The sequence below is a fragment of the Micromonospora sp. NPDC047730 genome (assembly GCF_043204765.1).
Classification (GTDB): Bacteria; Actinomycetota; Actinomycetes; order Mycobacteriales; family Micromonosporaceae; genus Micromonospora.
Genome location: NZ_JBIDCU010000001.1, coordinates 289,077 through 304,622, shown reverse-complemented (window position 1 = coordinate 304,622; position 15,546 = coordinate 289,077). Strand labels below are relative to the sequence as shown.

The window sequence follows — 15,546 nt, the reverse complement described above, 5'->3', positions numbered from 1 at the left end:
TCCGACTGAGGGACGTCTTTTCACGTTGACGGGAGGTCCTGCCGCACCCGGCGACGTGAGATTGCCCGGTCGAGGAGGATGGCCGGCACCGTGACGGCTGCCAGGGCGGCGCCGATCCAGGTGACGGAGGTGATGCTTGCCCCAGCGTTGAACGCGACTCCGGCGAGTGCGGGGACGAGGCTGATGCCGAGTTGGAACGCGGACACGGTGGTGGCCCCGGCGAGGGTCGGTGCCTGCGACGCGATGGTGAACACGCGACCGTAGATGGCAGGGTTGAGCACGAATCCAGTGACTCCGAGAAGCAGGACGAGGGGGACGACGGCCAGCGCATGCCGGGCGAGGCCCGCGAGCAGGACGGAACTGGTCAGAATTCCGATCGCCCCGATCAGGAGCGAATGTGACGGCCTCCTGTCGGCGATCCTGCCGCCGATGGACAGACCGATGAAGGCGCCGGCGCCGAACAACGTGAGGATCGCGGGAATCCAGACCCGCGGGATGCCGGTGATGTCGGTCAAGAATGCCGCGAGGTAGTTGAACGAGATCATGTAGGCGGCGGTGCTCAGGATGGTGACGGCGTAGACGACCCACAGTTGTGGTTGCCGCATGGTGCGAAGCTCACGCCTCACACTGGGCTGCACGTTCGCGCTCGTCGCGGGCAACGCGAGGAGAGTCAAGATCGCCCCGGCCACGGTGAGGGCGGCCACGCCCCAGAATCCGCCCCGCCATCCCGTGAAGTAGCTCAGCATGGCCCCGGCCGGGCCGCCGGCGACCATCGCGAGGCTGAGCCCGCTGACGACTACTCCGGAGGCGCGTGCGGTGCGGTCGGGTGCGACGAGGCTGATCGCGGTGACCGCTGCGACCGCCCAGAACCCCGCGTAGGCGAGGCCGCAGACGAAGCGGGTGGCCAGCAGTACGGTGTAACTCTGGGTGAGAAGGCCGACCGCGACGGAGGCGGCGAAGAGGGCCTGGGTGGTCACCAGCGTGGCCCGCCGCGGCCAGCGAAGGGTAATGATCGCCAAGGGAGGGCCGCCGATGACGACACCGATGGCGAACGCTGAGATCAATGCGCCGGCCGAGGACAACGTAATCGAAAGGTCGTCCGCGATCGCTGGCAGGACTCCAGCAAGCAGGAACTCAGCGCTGCCCATCGCGAACATGCTGATCGCGAGCAGGTAGACGCCAAGCGGCAGCCTCCCGCGAGAGACCGGCACCTGTCGTGCGGTTTCGACGCTCACCGTCATCACCGCCGTCCCGCAACGGTGGTGACTTCGCCGGGCTGTTCGGCACGGCGCCGGCGCTGTTCGACAGCACGGTCGACGTCCTCGTCCAGCAGGTCCGTGTTGATGGCGAACGCAGCGGTCGAACCCATGCCCGCGGCGGCGATGACCTGCGCGCGCGGGTCGATGACGTTGCCGGCGGCCCAGACGCCGGGGACGCTGGTACGGCCGGTACGGTCGGTGGCGACCCGGCCGTTGTCGTCCATGGCGCAGCCCAGTCCGGTCAGTAGCTCGTCGCGTGGGACCATGCGGGGAAAGACGAAGGCGGCGGCGCGGGGGACGACGAGGCCGTCGGTGGTTTCTATGCCGTGCAGCCGGTCCCCGTCGACGACGAGCTGCTTGATCTCGCCCTCGACCATGCGCAGGCCGCGCACCTCCAGCCGTTCCCGGTCCTGCGGCGTCACGTCCAGCGTGTGCGGGAAGAAGACGACATCGTCGCTCCACTGCCGTACCAGCAGGGCCTGGTGCACTGCCCCCGGGTGGGTGCCAAGGACGGCGAGGGGCTGATCGCGCACTTCATAGGCGTGGCAGTACGGGCAGTGCAGCAGGTCCTTGCCCCACCGCTCGCGCAGGCCGGGAATGTCGGGCAGCTCGTCCCGCAGCCCCGTTGCGACCAAGACGCGGCGGGCTTTGAGCACCGGCCCGCCCACCATGCGGACGTAGTAGCCGTGGTCGATCTGATCCACCCGTCCCGGGATGAGCCGGACGCCGTACCGGGCGATCTCGGCGCGGCCGAGTTCCAGCAGGGCCGCGGGGGGCAGGCCGTCGCGGGACAGGAAGCCGTGCATGTGCGAGGCGGGGGCGTTGCGCGGCTCGCCGGCGTCGATCACCGCGACCTCGCGGCGGGCGCGCCCGAGAAGCAGGGCTGCGTTCAGGCCGGCCGCTGCGCCGCCGACAACCACCACGTCATAGACCCCGTCGCCGGCGGCATGCTCCTCGTTGAGCTGCTCGTTCCTTGCCTTGATCATGATGATCACCTCCGGGCTCGATGGTGCGCACCCGGCCCGGAACTGACAACTTCTGTTGCCATTTCTGGAACGCGCGAGGTGGAATGGGGCATGGACAAGCACTCCCCGATCGCCGCGGCGCTGGCCCAGGTCGGCTCTCGCCTCAAACGCATCCGCACCCACCGCAACGTGACCCTGTCCGCGTTGGCCGAGGCCACCGGCATCTCCAAGAGCACTCTGTCGCGGCTGGAGTCGGGCCAGCGCCGCCCGAGCCTGGAGCTGCTACTGCCCATCTCGCAGGCCCATCAGGTGCCACTGGACGAGTTGGTCGGGGCGCCGGAGGTCGGCGACCCACGGATCCGTCACACGCCCCGCGTCCGCAACGGCCGCACGGTGGTCCCCCTGACCACCCAGCCGGGGCCCCTGCAAGCCTGGAAGTCGGTCATTCCGGCTGAGCAGAACCGGCCCGAGCTGTGCACGCACGACGGCTACGAGTGGCTGTACGTCCTGTCCGGGCGCCTGCGGCTCATCGTCGCCAACCACGACCTGGTCATGGAGCCGGGTGAGGCGGCCGAATTCGACACCCGCCTGCCGCACTGGTTCGGCGCCACGGGCGAATCACCAGTGGAGGTCCTCAACCTGTTCGGCCGCCAGGGGGAACGCATGCACGTGCGCGCCAAGCCTCGCTCCCGTAACTCGGACGGGAAAGACCTCACTGACGGTCACGGGGCGGTGTAGGTGACCGTCACCTTCGCATAGCCGAGGGAGCGGAGCAGGCCCTCCAGCATCTTGCGGGTGTTCTCCTCGGCCCGCTGGGTGAGGCCGCTGTCCCGGGCGGCGGTGGTGATCCGCTCCTCGGCGAGCTGGTAGACCTGCTGCTGGCGGTTGGGATCGCCGTCCACCAGCTCGCCGATCCGGTTGAGCAGCCCGCGCTCCTCGGCGAAGACGTAGCTCTTCTCCAGGTCGAGGTTGGTCTTGCCGAGCTGCGGCGCCGGCAGCCTGATCTCCACCGACTTGCCGTCGGCCGACTCGACCACCGCGCCCTCGGAGATCTTGGCGAAGTCCACATACGCCTCGACGCTGCCCGCCCCGACGAAGAGGGTGCGCTGGTTGAGCAGCCAGTCGGGCACGTTGCGCCGGTCGTTCTGGAGGTCCACGACCACCTGGAAGTTGCCCTCGGCGGCGACGTAGCGGCTGAGGTCCTGGATCGACTTGAGCAGCGGCGGCTGACTGCGGTCGGTCTGCTCCTTGGCGAACGGGTTGCGGAAGTCCGGCAGGATGCCCGTGGCCTGCACGCCGAGCAGCACCACCACCGCCAGGGCCGCCGCGCCGAGCACCCAGAGCAGGCCGCGGGCCGGCCCGCCGGCCGGCGTCGGCGCGCCCGGCGCGGGCTCGGGTGCGACGTCCGTCCGGGCCTTGAGCTCGTCGCCGGTCGGGTAGCCCGGGAACTCCCTGGTGGGCTCGTTGCTGTCACCGTCGCGGGCCATGGCCCTCACCGTCCTCGTCAGACACGTCGTCTGTCATGACGGTAAGGCCCCGGTACGACAGGCGCTCGCCGAGCGGCGCGACCGGGTGCCCGCGCCTCGCGGGAGCCGGCGTGGACACCGGTCGGGCGGGGCGGAAACCGCAGGTCAGGCGAAGGCCGACAGCCCGGTCAGCCGCTGCCCGATGACCAGTTGGTGGATCTCCGACGTGCCCTCGTAGGTGAGCACGCTCTCCAGGTTGTTGGCGTGCCGCATGACCGGGTACTCCCCCGAGACGCCGTTCGCGCCGAGGATGGTGCGGCACTGCCGGGCGATGGCCAGCGCCTCCCGGACGTTGTTGAGCTTGCCCACGCTCACCTGGTCGGGGCGCAGCCGCCCGGCGTCGGCGAGCCGACCCAGGTGCAGCGCCAGCAGCGCGCCCTTGTTCAGCTCGACGGCCATGTCGGCGAGCTTGGCCTGGGTGAGCTGGAAGCCGGCCAGCGGCCGACCGAACTGGGTGCGCGTGGTGGCGTACTCCAGGGCGGTCTCCAGGCAGTCGCGGGCCGCGCCGAGGGCGCCCCAGACGATGCCGTGCCGGGCCTCGGTCAGGCAGCTCAGCGGCGCCTTGAGCCCGACCGCCTCGGGCAGCCGGGCGTCCGCCGGGAGCCGCACGTCGTCGAGCACGACCTCCCCGGTGACGGAGGCGCGCAGCGACATCTTGTGCCGGATCTCCCGCGCCGTCACCCCGGGCGTGTCCATCGGTACGGCGAAGCCGCGCACGCCGTCGTCGGTGCGCGCCCAGATCACCGCGACGTCGGCGACCGGCGCGTTGGTGATCCACATCTTGGCGCCGGTCAGCACCCAGTCGTCGCCGTCGCGGCGGGCCCGGGTGGTCATCGACGCCGGGTCGGAGCCGTGGTCGGGCTCCGTCAGGCCGAAGCAGCCGATCGCCTCGCCGGTCGCCATCGACGGCAGCCAGCGCTGCTTCTGCTCCTCGCTGCCGTAGCGCCAGATGGCGTACATGGCCAGTGAGCCCTGCACCGAGACCAGGGAGCGGACGCCGGAGTCACCGGCCTCCAGCTCCAGGCAGGCCAGCCCGTACGCGACGGCCGACGCGCCGGCGCAGCCGTAGCCCGTCAGGTGCATGCCGAGCAGGCCGAGCTTGCCGAACTCGACGGCCAGCTCCCGGGCGGGCACCCGGCCCTCCTCGTACCAGCCGGCGACGTACGGGCGGACGCGGTCGTCGACGAGCTGGCGCACGACGGCGCGGATCTGCCGCTCCTCCTCGGTGAGCGAGGAGTCCAGGTCGAGCAGGTCGGTACGGCTCATGGCAGCCACCTTAACGAAGCCTCAGGCGCGGGCGTCGGACGAGGCGCGGACGCCACGAGGCGTGGGCGTCGGACGCGGCGCCCGCGACGCGAGCCCTCGTCACTCGATCGGCTCGGAGAGGACGAGCACCCGGGCGTGGATCTGGTTGCGCTGCTGGAGCGCCGCCCGCAGCGCGCGGTGCAGCCCGTCCTCCAGGTAGAGCCCGCCGTTCCACTGCACCACGTGCGGGAAGAGGTCGCCGTAGAAGGTCGAGTCCTCGGCGAGGAGCTTGTCCAGCGCCAGCTCGCGCTTGGTGGTGATCAACTGGTCCAGGCGCAGGGGCCGCGGCGGGATCTCCGCCCACTGCTTGAGCGTCAGGTTGTGCTCCGGGTAGGGACGCCCGTCCCGGACCGCTCTGAAGATCACGACGGCACGCTCCCCTCCCCCTAGGCCCGGCCGACCCACGACGCGGGGCCGGGTCGCGGCGTGGCACCGCGACCCGCGGTGCTGATGACCGTGCCAGCGTAGCGGGCTGCGGCACCTCGCGTTCTGCTCCCTGATGTCAGTTTCACTACCCACCGTCCGGTTCTCAACCGGGCGAAACGCCCGGAGCCGGTCAGCTCCACCGCCCGCGCCGGATCACCTCGTCCACCGGGCGCCGTCCCCGGCGCAGCGACGGTGACCGGTGGTCCGGCGCCCGATAACCCACGGTGACCGCCCCGATCGGCTCGTACTCGTCCGGCACGCCGAACGCCTCCCGGTAGGCGTCGAGGCGCTGCGGCGGGATGCCGAAGAAGCAGGCCCCCAGCCCCTCGTCCACGGCGGTCAGCAGCATCAGCAGGGCGGCGAAGCCGGTGTCGACGTACCAGTAGGGCACCGGCCAGCGCTCCGCCGAGCGGTCCGCCCAACCCTTGTCCGGCTCCGCGTACCGCTCCAGGTAGGCCGAGCGGTTCGCGTGCGGCACGACGATCAGCGGGGCTCGGCGCATGCCCGCCAGCCAGCGCTCCCGGCCGCCCCCGCCGGGGGTGGCCGCCGCCCAGAACCGGTCCCGGTCCGCCGGCTCCTCCAGCACCAGGAACCCCCACCCCTGGGCGAAGCCGGCCGACGGCGCGTGGACCGCGTGGTCGAGCAGCCGCTCCACCACGTCGGGCGGCACAGGACGGTCCGGGTCGTAGTTGCGGACCATCCGGCGCCGCCGGACCACCTCGCTGAACTCCATGCGCTCCCCCGCTCAGACCCCGGGCCGTACGCCCCAGACACCCCGCCACGTCGCGCCCGACTTCAGGGTGATCACGTCCCGGCCGGAGCGGAACGCGTCCGGCGGGCAGGTCATCGGCTCCACCGCGACGGAACGGCGGCACCGCTGCCCGGGAAGCGCGTCGCCGGTGAACACCTGCCACCAGCCGAACTCCCGGTCCGCCCAGATCCGCACGCCCGCCGAGCCGTCCGGGGCGGACAGGGTGACCGCCGAGCCGCCGTCGTCGTCGCGGATCACGTCGCCGAAGGTGACGTCCAGCCGGGCGCGGCCGATCCGTCGGGGGCTGGTCCAGTCGTACTCGGTGCCGGCGACCTCGCTGGCACCGATCGGCAGCAGCCGGGAGTCCACCTGCAACCGCCTCCGGGCCGGCAGCCGCATCGACAGGTCGTCCACCGCCACCCCGGGCACGCGCAGGTACGGGTGCACGGCGAAGCCGAACGGCGCGGGCTCGGCACCGAGGTTGGTCGCCTCGTGCTCCGCGCGCAGCCCGTCCGGGCCGACGCTCCACCGGGTGCGCAGCCGCAACGGCCACGGGTAGCCGGGCTGCGGCGGCAGGTCGTAGCCGACGGTCACCGCGTCGGGCGACCGGTCCAGCAGCCGCCACGGCACCCAACTGACCAGCCCGTGGATGGCCACACCCCGGTCCGGCTCGCTGAGCGTGAGCTGCAACAACCGGTCGCCGAAGGTGTAGCGGCCGTCGCGGATCCGGTTCGGCCACGGGGCCAGCACCTGCCCGGCGCAACCGGGGCACATCTCGTCGGCGTCGTACCCGTCGAGGTGGTCGACCCCGTCGTGCCGGTATGTCCGCACCCCGCCGCCCACCTCCACGATGACGGCCTCGTGGCCGGCGCCGGAAATGGCCCACTGTGCGCCCGAAGGCGACCGCTGGTCGGGGATGTCCATGCGGGCGACCCTAGCGGTTCGCGCCGTGCGGTCGCTCGCCCCGACCCGGCCGGTCAGCCCCGACCGCCGCCGGAGGCGGACGCCGCCCGGTAGCGCAGCAACACCGGGAACGCCACCGCGAGCAGCACCGCCAGCGCCGCCGAGATCAGCCCGCCGCTGACCCAGGCGACCCCGCCGCCGAACCCGGCCGCGACCGCCCCGGCCCGCAGGTCACCCAGGCGCGGACCGCCCGCGATGACCACCGTGTTGACGCCCATGAGCCGGCCGCGCATCCGGTCCGGCGCGTAGACCAGCAGCATCGACTGCCGCAGCACCGCGCTGACCAGGTCGGCCGCCCCGGCCACCGCGAGCAGCAGCACCATCAGCCAGAGCTGGCCGGCGAGCCCGGCCACCGCCACGGCCAGGCCCCAGGCGACCACGGCCGCCACCAGCGCCAGGCCCTGCCGGCGCAGCCGGCCGATCCAGCCGGAGCTGAGCCCGCCGAGCATCGCGCCGAGCGCGATCGCGCTGTAGAGCCAGCCGACGGCCGCCCCGCCGCCGAACCGCTCCTCGGCGATCTCGGGAAAGAGCGCACGGGGCATGGCCAGCACCATCGCGATCAGGTCGATGGCGAAGGAGAGCAGCAGCACCGGCGTGGTGGACAGGTAGCGCAGCCCGTCGACGATGCTGGCCAGCCCGGCCCGCCGGGGAGCGTCGCCCCCGTCCGGGTCCGGCTCGGGCGGCATCGCCGGCAGCCGGAAGGTGGCCCAGACGGCGACGGTGAACAGCACGGCGTCGAGCGCGTACGCGATCGGCAGGCCGACCTCGGTGTCCCAGCGGGCGAAGATCAGGCCCGCGGCCAGCGGCCCGAAGACAGCCGCCGCGGTGTAGGTGGTGAAGTTCAGCGTGCTCGCCGCCGGCACCAGGTCCAGCGGCACCAGCCGGGGCAGGATCGCGTTGCGGGTGGGCGAGCTGATCGCGAAGGCGATCGACTGCACCGCCACCAGCACCAGCAGCAGCAGCGGGCTGCCGACCCCGAGCAGCGCCTGCGCCAGCAGGCCGAGCGTCGACGCCCACAACACCGCCGAGGTGGCCAGCAGCACCATGCGCCGGTCGCGCGCGTCGGCCACCGCGCCGCCCCAGAGCCCGAAGACCAGCAGCGGTACGAACGCCGCGATGCCGATCAGCCCGACCCAGAGCGAGTCCTCGGTCAGCGCGTACATCTCCACCGGCACGGCCACCGCGGTGAACTGCATGCCGAACATCGCGATGCCGTTGCCGAGCCACATCCGCCGGTACGCCGGCTCGGCCAGCGGGCGCAGGTCGATCGCGAACCGGCGCAGCCCGCGCGGCCGGGGTTCCTGGAGCTGGGTCACGGAGCCAGCCGCTCGACGGTCCACTCCCCGTCCCCGGCACGCCGGAACCGCAGCCGGTCGTGCAGCCGGCTGGCCCGGCCCTGCCAGAACTCCACGGAATCCGGCCGCACCCGCAGCCCGCCCCAGTGCGGCGGCGCCGGGATCGGCTCGACCTCGGCGAACCGCTCCGCCGCCGCCCGGTACGCCACGTCCAGCGCCGCCCGGTCGGGGACCACCCGGGACTGCGGGCTGGCCCAGGCGCCGAGCTGGGAGCCGCGCGGCCGGCTGGCGAAGTATTCCTCGGTCTCCGCCCGGTCGACCCGCTCCACCCGACCGGCGACCACCACCTGCCGCTGCATCGGGAACCACGGGAACACCAGACTCGCGTACGGGTTGGCGGCCGCCTCGGCGCCCTTGCGGGAGCCGTAGTTGGTGAAGAAGACGAAGCCCTCCGGGTCGTACCCCTTGAGCAGCACCGTCCGCGCGCTCGGCCGGCCGGCGGCGTCGGCGGTGCCGACCACCATCGCGTTCGGTTCGGGCAGCCCGGCGGCGACCGCGTCGGCGAACCAGCGGTCGAACTGGGTGTGCCAGTCGGCGGCCAGGTCCGCCTCGGAAAGGCCCAGGTCCGCGGCGTACTCGTTACGCATCGCGGACGGGGGCACTGTGTCGCCCGTCACTTTCTCTCCCCTCCCCGTCGACCCGGCCCACGCCCTCCGAGCAGGCCAGCCCGCACCGCCCAGTGTCGCCGACGAGTCCGGGCCGCCCCGGGCGGGGGATGTCGCGTGCAGCACAGTCGCAGCGGGTCGCGGATCCGGTACCCAGCAGGCAAGATGTCACGAACACATCCCTGATGAGGGTCGCCTGGGGCGCTCGGCCGACTGGCCGGTGAGGGCTGGCCGGGCGCACCGAGCAGACCCAGGAGAGATGACATGGCCGATTTCAAACCCGGACTGGAGGGCGTCGTAGCCTTCGAGACCGAGATCGCCGAACCCGACCGCGAAGGCGGCGCGCTGCGCTATCGCGGGGTCGACATCGAGGATCTGATCGGCCAGGTCTCCTTCGGCAACGTGTGGGCGCTGCTGGTCGACGGGCGGTTCGGCCCGGGCCTGCCGCCGGCGGAGCCGTTCCCGGTGCCGGTGCACTCCGGCGACATCCGGGTGGACGTGCAGTCCGCGGTCGCGATGCTCGCGCCCTACTGGGGCCTCGACCAGCTCCTCGACATCTCCGACGAGCAGGCCCGCGAGGACCTCGCCCGGGTGTCGGTCACCGCACTGTCCTTCGTCGCCCAGTCCGCCCGCGGCCTCGGCCTGCCGGCGGTGCCGCAGAAGGAGATCGACAAGGCGTCCACCATCGTCGAGCGGTTCATGAAGCGCTGGCGCGGCGAGCCGGACCCGCGGCACGTCAAGGCCGTCGACGCCTACTTCATCTCGGCCGCCGAGCACGGCCTGAACGCCTCCACCTTCACCGCCCGGATCGTCGCCTCCACCGGCGCCGACGCCGCGGCCTGCATCTCCTCCGGCATCGGCGCCCTCTCCGGCCCGCTGCACGGCGGCGCCCCCTCCCGCGTGCTCAGCATGCTGGAGGCGGTCGAGCGCAGCGGCGACGCCGAGGGCTACGTGAAGGGCGTCCTCGACCGGGGCGAGCGGCTGATGGGCTTCGGCCACCGGGTCTACCGGGCCGAGGACCCGCGCGCCCGGGTGCTCCGCCGCACCGCCAAGGAACTGGGCGCGCCGCGCTTCGAGATCGCCGAGGCGCTGGAGAAGGCCGCGCTGGCCGAGCTGCAGGCCCGCCGCCCGGACCGGGTGCTCGCCACCAACGTCGAGTTCTGGTCGGCCGTGGTGCTCGACTTCGCCGAGGTGCCGGCGCACATGTTCACCTCGATGTTCACCTGCGCCCGGATGGGCGGCTGGAGCGCGCACATCCTGGAGCAGAAGAAGCTCCAGCGGCTGGTCCGCCCGTCGGCCCGCTACGTCGGCCCGGGCAGCCGCAAGCCCAGCGACGTCGAGGGCTGGGACGCCATCCCGCACGGCGTCTGAGATGTAAGGAAGGGCACCTTCTTATCGCCTCGTGCATAGGAAGGGGCCCTTCCTTGCACCTGGGCGGCGCGTGTTGTGGCGGATGACTCACGACCGGGTGTGGGACCAGCCGCCGAGCAGGCCGGCCCGGGTGGGAGGATGAAGGCCGGCAGAGTCGCCGGACCGGGCCCGGATCCCGGCCGCCCCGCGCGCCCGCGCGCGTCCGCCGTCGATCCGCGCCCGCCTGCAGACCGGGCCCGCCCTCGCCCATGCGGAAGGATCTCGACAACCGTGGCTGACGCACCGACCATCCGGATTCCCGACGACCTCAAGCCCGCCGACGGAAGGTTCGGCTGCGGGCCGTCCAAGGTCCGTCCGGCGGCGGTCTCCGCCCTCGCCGACGTGGCGACCAGCTACCTGGGCACCTCCCACCGGCAGAAGACCGTCCGGGACCAGGTCGCCCGGCTGCGCCGTGGCATCGCCGAGTTCTTCTCCCTGCCCGAGGGCTACGAGGTGGTGCTCGGCAACGGCGGCACCACCGCGTTCTGGGAGGTCGCGACGTTCGGCCTGGTCCGGGACCGGGCGCAGTTCGCCAGCTTCGGCGAGTTCGGCGCGAAGTTCGCCAAGTCCGTCAAGGACGCCCCCTTCCTCGGCGAGCCCACCATCCGCAAGTCGGAGGCCGGCACCGCCCCGAGCCTGGTGGCCGAGGCGGGGGTCGACGTCTACGCCACCCCGCACAACGAGACCTCGACCGGCGTCGCGGTGCCGATCAGCCGGGTGGCCGGCGCCGACCCGGGCGCGCTGCTGCTGGTCGACGCCACCTCCGGCGCCGGCGGGCTCGACGTCAACGTCGGCGAGACCGACGTCTACTACTTCGCCCCGCAGAAGTGCTTCGGCTCCGACGGGGGTCTCTGGCTGGCCCTGATGTCCCCGGCCGCCCTGGAGCGGGCCGGCGAGATCAAGGCGTCGGGCCGCTACGTCCCGGCCTTCCTCGACCTGGTCACCGCGATCGACAACTCGCGGCTGGAGCAGACCTACAACACCCCTGCCCTGGCCACCATCTTCCTGGCCGCCGAGCAGACCGACTGGATGAACGCACAGGGCGGGCTGGCCTGGGCGGCCAAGCGCACCGCCGAGAGCGCCGCGATCGTCTACGGCTGGGCGGAGCGCTCCGACGTGGCGACGCCGTTCGTCGCCGACCCGGCGCTGCGGTCCAACGTGGTCGCCACCATCGACTTCGCCGACGGGGTCGACGCCACCGCGATCGCCAAGGCGCTGCGCGCCAACGGCATCGTGGACACCGAGCCCTACCGGAAGCTGGGCCGCAACCAGCTGCGGGTCGCGCTCTTCCCGGCCGTCGAGCCGGCCGACGTCGAGGCGCTGACCGCGTCCATCGACTACGTGGTCGAGCGGCTCTAGGTCGCCGTCACGTTCGGTGGCCGCCGGCCCGTACGGCGGCCACCGAACGTGATCATCGCCGCAGCTCAGTCACGACATGCGGGTGTCGCATCCCCCACCTCAGGGAAGATGCGCGTACGGTGGTGCGAGACGCCCGGGTGGCCGGCTCGTGGCGTGACGGCCAGCGAAGCGGGACGGAGGCAACGCTATGCGCCCAGTACGCTTCGTCGCCCTCTCCGAGGACGGCCAGGCCCTGGTGCTCGCCGACGAGGTCGGGCGCCTGCTCGCCCTGCCCATCGACGAGCGGATCGCCGGCGCGTTGCACGCCGAGCCCGGCGCCCCGCCGCTCGCCGTGGCCCCGGCGGCTTCCGCCGACCCGGTGCCCTCGCTCTCCCCACGGGACATCCAGGCGAAGATCCGCTCCGGCGAGTCCGCCGAGGACGTCGCCCGGATCGCCGGCGTGCCCGTCGACCGGGTGCTGCGCTACGCCGGCCCGGTGCTCCAGGAGCGGGCCATGCTCGCCCAGCACGCCCGGCGCACCCGGCTCAAGGGCGCGGAGAAGCCGACCCCGCTCGCCGAGGTCGTCAACGGCCGGCTGGCCCAGCACGGGATCGACACCGAGAAGATCTCCTGGGACGCGTGGCGCCGCGACGACGGCACCTGGCGGATCGTCGCGACCTGGCCGTCGGGCAAGGCGACCGCGCAGGCGGTCTGGGATCTCGACAAGACCCGGCAGGCGGTCACCCCGCACGACGACATGGCGCAATACCTGTGCGCCGAGCGGCCCACCCCGATCCTCGGGCAGGAGCCGGCGCCGGAGCGGGGCGGTCACGCGCTGCCCGGCCCGTCGCGGGGCGAGCCGAGCCGGGGCGGGCACGGCCTGCCGGCGCCGGCCGAGCACAGCCGGCCTGGCCGCGACCCGATCCGGGCCGGGCGGGACGCCCTGCTCGCCTCCCTCGACCGTCCGCTCGGCTCGACCTCGGGCCGCGGGCTCGACTCGCGCTCCCCGGCCGCCCTGGCGGGGCAGGATGCGCCCCGGCAGCGGCCGGTCGGCGGCGGCGCGGCAGCGCTGCTCGGCGGCGGGCAGGGTTCCGCGTTCGACGACGACTCGGACGCGCCCAAGGAGGTGCCGGCCGTGCCGTCCCTGGCGGTGCTCCGGCCCCGCCGCACGGGCGCGCCGGCGGCCTCGGCCGCCGAGTCTGCCGAGGCCGGGGGCAAGCCCCGCAAGCGCCTGCCGAGCTGGGACGACGTCCTCTTCGGCAGCGGGCCGGCGGCCCGCGAGTCCTCCTGACGCGTCGACTCCGGCGGCGAGCGTTCGCCGGAGTCGACGCGAGGCACTCGAAGTGCCGCCGTGGCAGGGTGGCCGTATGGAGTACACGAACCTGGGCCGCACCGGCCTGTCGGTCAGCCGTCTCTGCCTCGGCACCATGAACTTCGGGCCGCAGACGACCGAGCCGGACAGCTTCGCGATCATGGATCGGGCCCTCGATCAGGGCATCAACTTCTTCGACACCGCCAACGTCTACGGCTGGCAGACCGGCGAGGGGATCACCGAGCAGATCATCGGCCGCTGGTTCGCCCAGGGCGGCGGCCGGCGGGACAAGGTCGTCCTGGCCACCAAGGTCTACGGCAAGATGGGCGAGTGGCCCAACGAGCAGGGCCTGTCCGCCCGGCACATCATCCGGGCGTGCGAGGACTCGCTGCGCCGGTTGCAGACCGACACCATCGACCTCTACCAGATGCACCACGTCTCCCGGGCCACGCCGTGGGAGGAGATCTGGCAGGCCATGGAGACCCTGGTCGCCCAGGGCAAGGTGCTCTACGTCGGGTCGTCCAACTTCGCCGGCTGGCACATCTCGGTGGCGCAGGAGGCGGCGGCGAAGCGCCACTTCCTCGGCCTCGTCTCGGAGCAGTGCATCTACAACCTGCTCACCCGGCACGTCGAGCTGGAGGTGGTGCCCGCCGCGCAGCACCACGGGCTCGGCATCATCCCGTGGTCGCCGCTGCACGGCGGGCTGCTCGCGGGGGTGCTGCGGAAGATGGCCGAGGGCGGGGCCGCGCGCGGCACCAGCGGCCGCTCCGCCGACGCGCTCGCCGAGCACCGGCCGACCATCGAGGCGTACGAGAAGCTCTGCGGCGAGCTGGGGCACGACCCGGCGGACGTGGCGCTCGGCTGGCTGCTGTCCCGGCCGGGGGTGACCGCCCCGATCATCGGGCCGCGCACCGCCGACCAGCTCGACCGCTCCCTGGGCGCCCTGGCGGTCACCCTCGACGAGGACGCCTTCGCCCGGCTCGACCAGCTCTTCCCGCCCGTCGGCAACGGCGGCCCCGGCCCGGAGGCCTGGGCCTGGTAGCCACGCGTTACGGCGGAGCCGGCGGCAGGCGACCGCCGGCTTCACGGGTGGGCGCCGCCGGGGCCGGCGGTGCCCACCCGGGCTGACGTGGCCGGGTGGTCACCTGGGCACCGGCGGCCAATGGCTGGCGTGGTCGGGTCAGACGGGGCAGGCCGGCCATCGGCTGGCGCGGCCGGGCGGTCAGATGGGCCAGGCGGCCAGGCGGTCGTAGGTGGGGCGGGGGCCGGGGTGGCTGCGCATCAGCACCATCTCGGCGGCCGGCCACGCCGGGCCCTCGTAGCCGTCCAGGGTCGCCAGGTCCGCCGCCACGTCGACGTCGGGCACCCGGTCACCGGGTCGGGCGACCGTCAGGTGCGGGCGGAACGGCTTCTCGTCGTGCGGCAGGCGGGCGTGCCGCAGGCGGGAGCGGATCAGCCGGGCCAGCATCTGGAGCTGCTCCACCTCGCCCCGCAGGTCGGCCCAGAGCACCGTGAACCGGCCCCGCCCGAAACGCCCGCCGCCGGCGAACCGGAGCCGGGGCGCGGCGGAACGGCCCTCCCGGGACCACTCGGCGGCCAGCCCCAGCGCGCTCGCCACGTCGACCAGCCGGTCCGCCTCGACGTCGCCGAGGAAGGCGAGGGTGACGTGAGCGGTGGCCGGGTCGGCGAGCCGGACGTTGATCCCGGAGGCGGCCGCCGCGCCGACCCGCAACCGGGCGACCTGCGCGCCGAGGTGCGCGAGCGCCTCCGGCGGCGGGTAGACCGCGACGAAGAGCCTCACGCCGGCCCGCCGCTCAGTGGTGGCGCTGCCGGTGACCGGCCCGGGCGGCGGGCAGGGTCAGCCCGGCGGCGTGCAGGAGGCCCTCCACCCGGACCCGCTCCAGCTCCAGGTCGACGCCCTCCAGCTCGGTCAGGTGCTCGGTGATGCCGAGCGCCCGGCAGGCCAGCCGGAGCCGGTCGTCGTACGCCCGGAGCACCGTGCCGTGCCAGACCGGCTGTCGGCCGTCGGTGCTGGCGCCCTGGCCGCGCAGGCGGCGCAGGTCGGCGGCGAGTTGTTCCAGCGGGCGCCGGTCGGGCCGGTCGAAGTCGGTGAGGTCGATGTCGCGGGTCAGCGCGTCGGCCTCGACGGCCCGGTCCAGCCGGGCGATGGTGCGCCGCTCCCGCTGGCGCTCACGCCACTCGGCCCACCCGCAGGCGACCCGGTCGATGATCTCGTCGGCGCAGAAGACCGCGGCGATCACCGCCGGCAGGCTGGCCACGCCCACGAAGGCCAGGACCAGCAGCACCCCGCGTCCGACCTCCACGCATCGA

The 15,546-nt window shown here is 73.4% G+C and carries 16 protein-coding genes; 5 read left to right on the top strand and 11 right to left on the bottom strand.

Going from position 1 to position 15,546, the window contains the following annotated elements; all coding sequences use genetic code 11:
- Positions 1 to 20 precede the first annotated feature (20 nt).
- Together ACGF5G_RS01510 and ACGF5G_RS01505 are read right to left on the bottom strand one after the other, a co-directional pair.
- A complete protein-coding gene (locus tag ACGF5G_RS01510; RefSeq protein WP_393257856.1) occupies positions 21 to 1,235 on the bottom strand; it encodes a Cmx/CmrA family chloramphenicol efflux MFS transporter in 1,215 nt (404 codons plus the stop codon).
- A gap of 5 nt (positions 1,236 to 1,240) precedes the next feature.
- Positions 1,241 to 2,245, bottom strand: coding sequence for an NAD(P)/FAD-dependent oxidoreductase (locus tag ACGF5G_RS01505; RefSeq protein ID WP_393257854.1), 1,005 nt, complete (start codon positions 2,243 to 2,245; stop codon positions 1,241 to 1,243).
- A gap of 90 nt (positions 2,246 to 2,335) precedes the next feature.
- Here ACGF5G_RS01505 and ACGF5G_RS01500 point away from each other — a divergent pair, with 90 nt between their 5' ends.
- Positions 2,336 to 2,962, top strand: coding sequence for a helix-turn-helix domain-containing protein (locus ACGF5G_RS01500; protein ID WP_393257852.1), 627 nt, complete (start codon positions 2,336 to 2,338; stop codon positions 2,960 to 2,962).
- Here ACGF5G_RS01500 and ACGF5G_RS01495 read toward each other — a convergent pair.
- The 7 genes from ACGF5G_RS01495 to pdxH form a co-directional block, all read right to left on the bottom strand.
- Entirely contained in the window at positions 2,947 to 3,711 is a 765-nt protein-coding gene (locus ACGF5G_RS01495) for a DUF4230 domain-containing protein (protein WP_393257850.1), read from the bottom strand. The two genes, ACGF5G_RS01500 and ACGF5G_RS01495, sit on opposite strands and share 16 nt — an antisense overlap.
- Before the next feature lie 144 nt (positions 3,712 to 3,855).
- Positions 3,856 to 5,016, bottom strand: coding sequence for an acyl-CoA dehydrogenase family protein (locus tag ACGF5G_RS01490; RefSeq protein WP_393257848.1), 1,161 nt, complete (start codon positions 5,014 to 5,016; stop codon positions 3,856 to 3,858).
- 99 nt (positions 5,017 to 5,115) lie between these two features.
- Entirely contained in the window at positions 5,116 to 5,421 is a 306-nt protein-coding gene (locus ACGF5G_RS01485; protein WP_007454850.1) for a type II toxin-antitoxin system VapB family antitoxin, read from the bottom strand.
- A 190-nt stretch (positions 5,422 to 5,611) separates the two neighbouring features.
- A complete protein-coding gene (locus ACGF5G_RS01480) occupies positions 5,612 to 6,214 on the bottom strand; it encodes a nitroreductase family protein (RefSeq protein ID WP_357452916.1) in 603 nt (200 codons plus the stop codon).
- A 12-nt stretch (positions 6,215 to 6,226) separates the two neighbouring features.
- Entirely contained in the window at positions 6,227 to 7,156 is a 930-nt protein-coding gene (locus ACGF5G_RS01475; RefSeq protein WP_393257844.1) for an aldose 1-epimerase family protein, read from the bottom strand.
- A gap of 53 nt (positions 7,157 to 7,209) precedes the next feature.
- The gene (locus ACGF5G_RS01470) at positions 7,210 to 8,511 is read right to left on the bottom strand and encodes an MFS transporter (RefSeq protein WP_393257842.1); all 1,302 of its coding nucleotides are present in this window, start codon (positions 8,509 to 8,511) and stop codon (positions 7,210 to 7,212) included.
- On the bottom strand, positions 8,508 to 9,137 hold the full coding sequence (gene pdxH / locus ACGF5G_RS01465; RefSeq protein ID WP_393259180.1) for a pyridoxamine 5'-phosphate oxidase: 630 nt from the start codon (positions 9,135 to 9,137) through the stop codon (positions 8,508 to 8,510). The genes ACGF5G_RS01470 and pdxH overlap by 4 nt, the downstream gene beginning before the upstream one ends.
- 282 nt (positions 9,138 to 9,419) lie before the next feature.
- On the opposite strand from pdxH, the gene ACGF5G_RS01460 reads away from it, so the two are divergent.
- From ACGF5G_RS01460 to ACGF5G_RS01445, 4 genes are all read left to right on the top strand, one after another.
- On the top strand, positions 9,420 to 10,526 hold the full coding sequence (locus tag ACGF5G_RS01460; protein ID WP_350685273.1) for a citrate synthase 2: 1,107 nt from the start codon (positions 9,420 to 9,422) through the stop codon (positions 10,524 to 10,526).
- 270 nt (positions 10,527 to 10,796) lie between these two features.
- Complete coding sequence (gene serC, locus ACGF5G_RS01455) at positions 10,797 to 11,924, top strand: phosphoserine transaminase (RefSeq protein WP_393257839.1); 1,128 nt, start codon at positions 10,797 to 10,799, stop codon at positions 11,922 to 11,924.
- 187 nt (positions 11,925 to 12,111) lie between these two features.
- On the top strand, positions 12,112 to 13,194 hold the full coding sequence (sepH, locus tag ACGF5G_RS01450; RefSeq protein ID WP_393257837.1) for a septation protein SepH: 1,083 nt from the start codon (positions 12,112 to 12,114) through the stop codon (positions 13,192 to 13,194).
- A 76-nt stretch (positions 13,195 to 13,270) separates the two neighbouring features.
- Positions 13,271 to 14,257, top strand: coding sequence for an aldo/keto reductase (locus ACGF5G_RS01445; protein ID WP_393257835.1), 987 nt, complete (start codon positions 13,271 to 13,273; stop codon positions 14,255 to 14,257).
- Positions 14,258 to 14,437: 180 nt separating this feature from the next.
- On the opposite strand, the gene thpR is transcribed toward ACGF5G_RS01445, so the two are convergent.
- Both thpR and ACGF5G_RS01435 read right to left on the bottom strand, forming a co-directional pair.
- The gene (thpR, locus tag ACGF5G_RS01440; protein ID WP_393257833.1) at positions 14,438 to 15,016 is read right to left on the bottom strand and encodes an RNA 2',3'-cyclic phosphodiesterase; all 579 of its coding nucleotides are present in this window, start codon (positions 15,014 to 15,016) and stop codon (positions 14,438 to 14,440) included.
- A gap of 13 nt (positions 15,017 to 15,029) precedes the next feature.
- Positions 15,030 to 15,539: a hypothetical protein gene (locus ACGF5G_RS01435; protein ID WP_393257830.1), complete on the bottom strand. Its 510-nt coding sequence runs from the start codon at positions 15,537 to 15,539 to the stop codon at positions 15,030 to 15,032.
- Positions 15,540 to 15,546 lie beyond the last annotated feature (7 nt).

Excerpts from the sequence above, each read along its gene's own strand:
- ACGF5G_RS01445 (WP_393257835.1), top strand. The coding sequence starts at position 13,271 with ATGGAGTACACGAACCTGGGCCGCACCGGCCTGTCGGTCAGCCGTCTC.
- ACGF5G_RS01495 (WP_393257850.1), bottom strand. The coding sequence starts at position 3,711 with ATGGCCCGCGACGGTGACAGCAACGAGCCCACCAGGGAGTTCCCGGGC.
- ACGF5G_RS01460 (WP_350685273.1), top strand. The coding sequence starts at position 9,420 with ATGGCCGATTTCAAACCCGGACTGGAGGGCGTCGTAGCCTTCGAGACC.
- ACGF5G_RS01500 (WP_393257852.1), top strand. The coding sequence starts at position 2,336 with ATGGACAAGCACTCCCCGATCGCCGCGGCGCTGGCCCAGGTCGGCTCT.
- sepH (WP_393257837.1), top strand. The coding sequence starts at position 12,112 with ATGCGCCCAGTACGCTTCGTCGCCCTCTCCGAGGACGGCCAGGCCCTG.
- ACGF5G_RS01490 (WP_393257848.1), bottom strand. The coding sequence starts at position 5,016 with ATGAGCCGTACCGACCTGCTCGACCTGGACTCCTCGCTCACCGAGGAG.
- ACGF5G_RS01480 (WP_357452916.1), bottom strand. The coding sequence starts at position 6,214 with ATGGAGTTCAGCGAGGTGGTCCGGCGGCGCCGGATGGTCCGCAACTAC.
- ACGF5G_RS01475 (WP_393257844.1), bottom strand. The coding sequence starts at position 7,156 with ATGGACATCCCCGACCAGCGGTCGCCTTCGGGCGCACAGTGGGCCATT.
- ACGF5G_RS01505 (WP_393257854.1), bottom strand. The coding sequence starts at position 2,245 with ATGATCAAGGCAAGGAACGAGCAGCTCAACGAGGAGCATGCCGCCGGC.
- pdxH (WP_393259180.1), bottom strand. The coding sequence starts at position 9,137 with ATGCGTAACGAGTACGCCGCGGACCTGGGCCTTTCCGAGGCGGACCTG.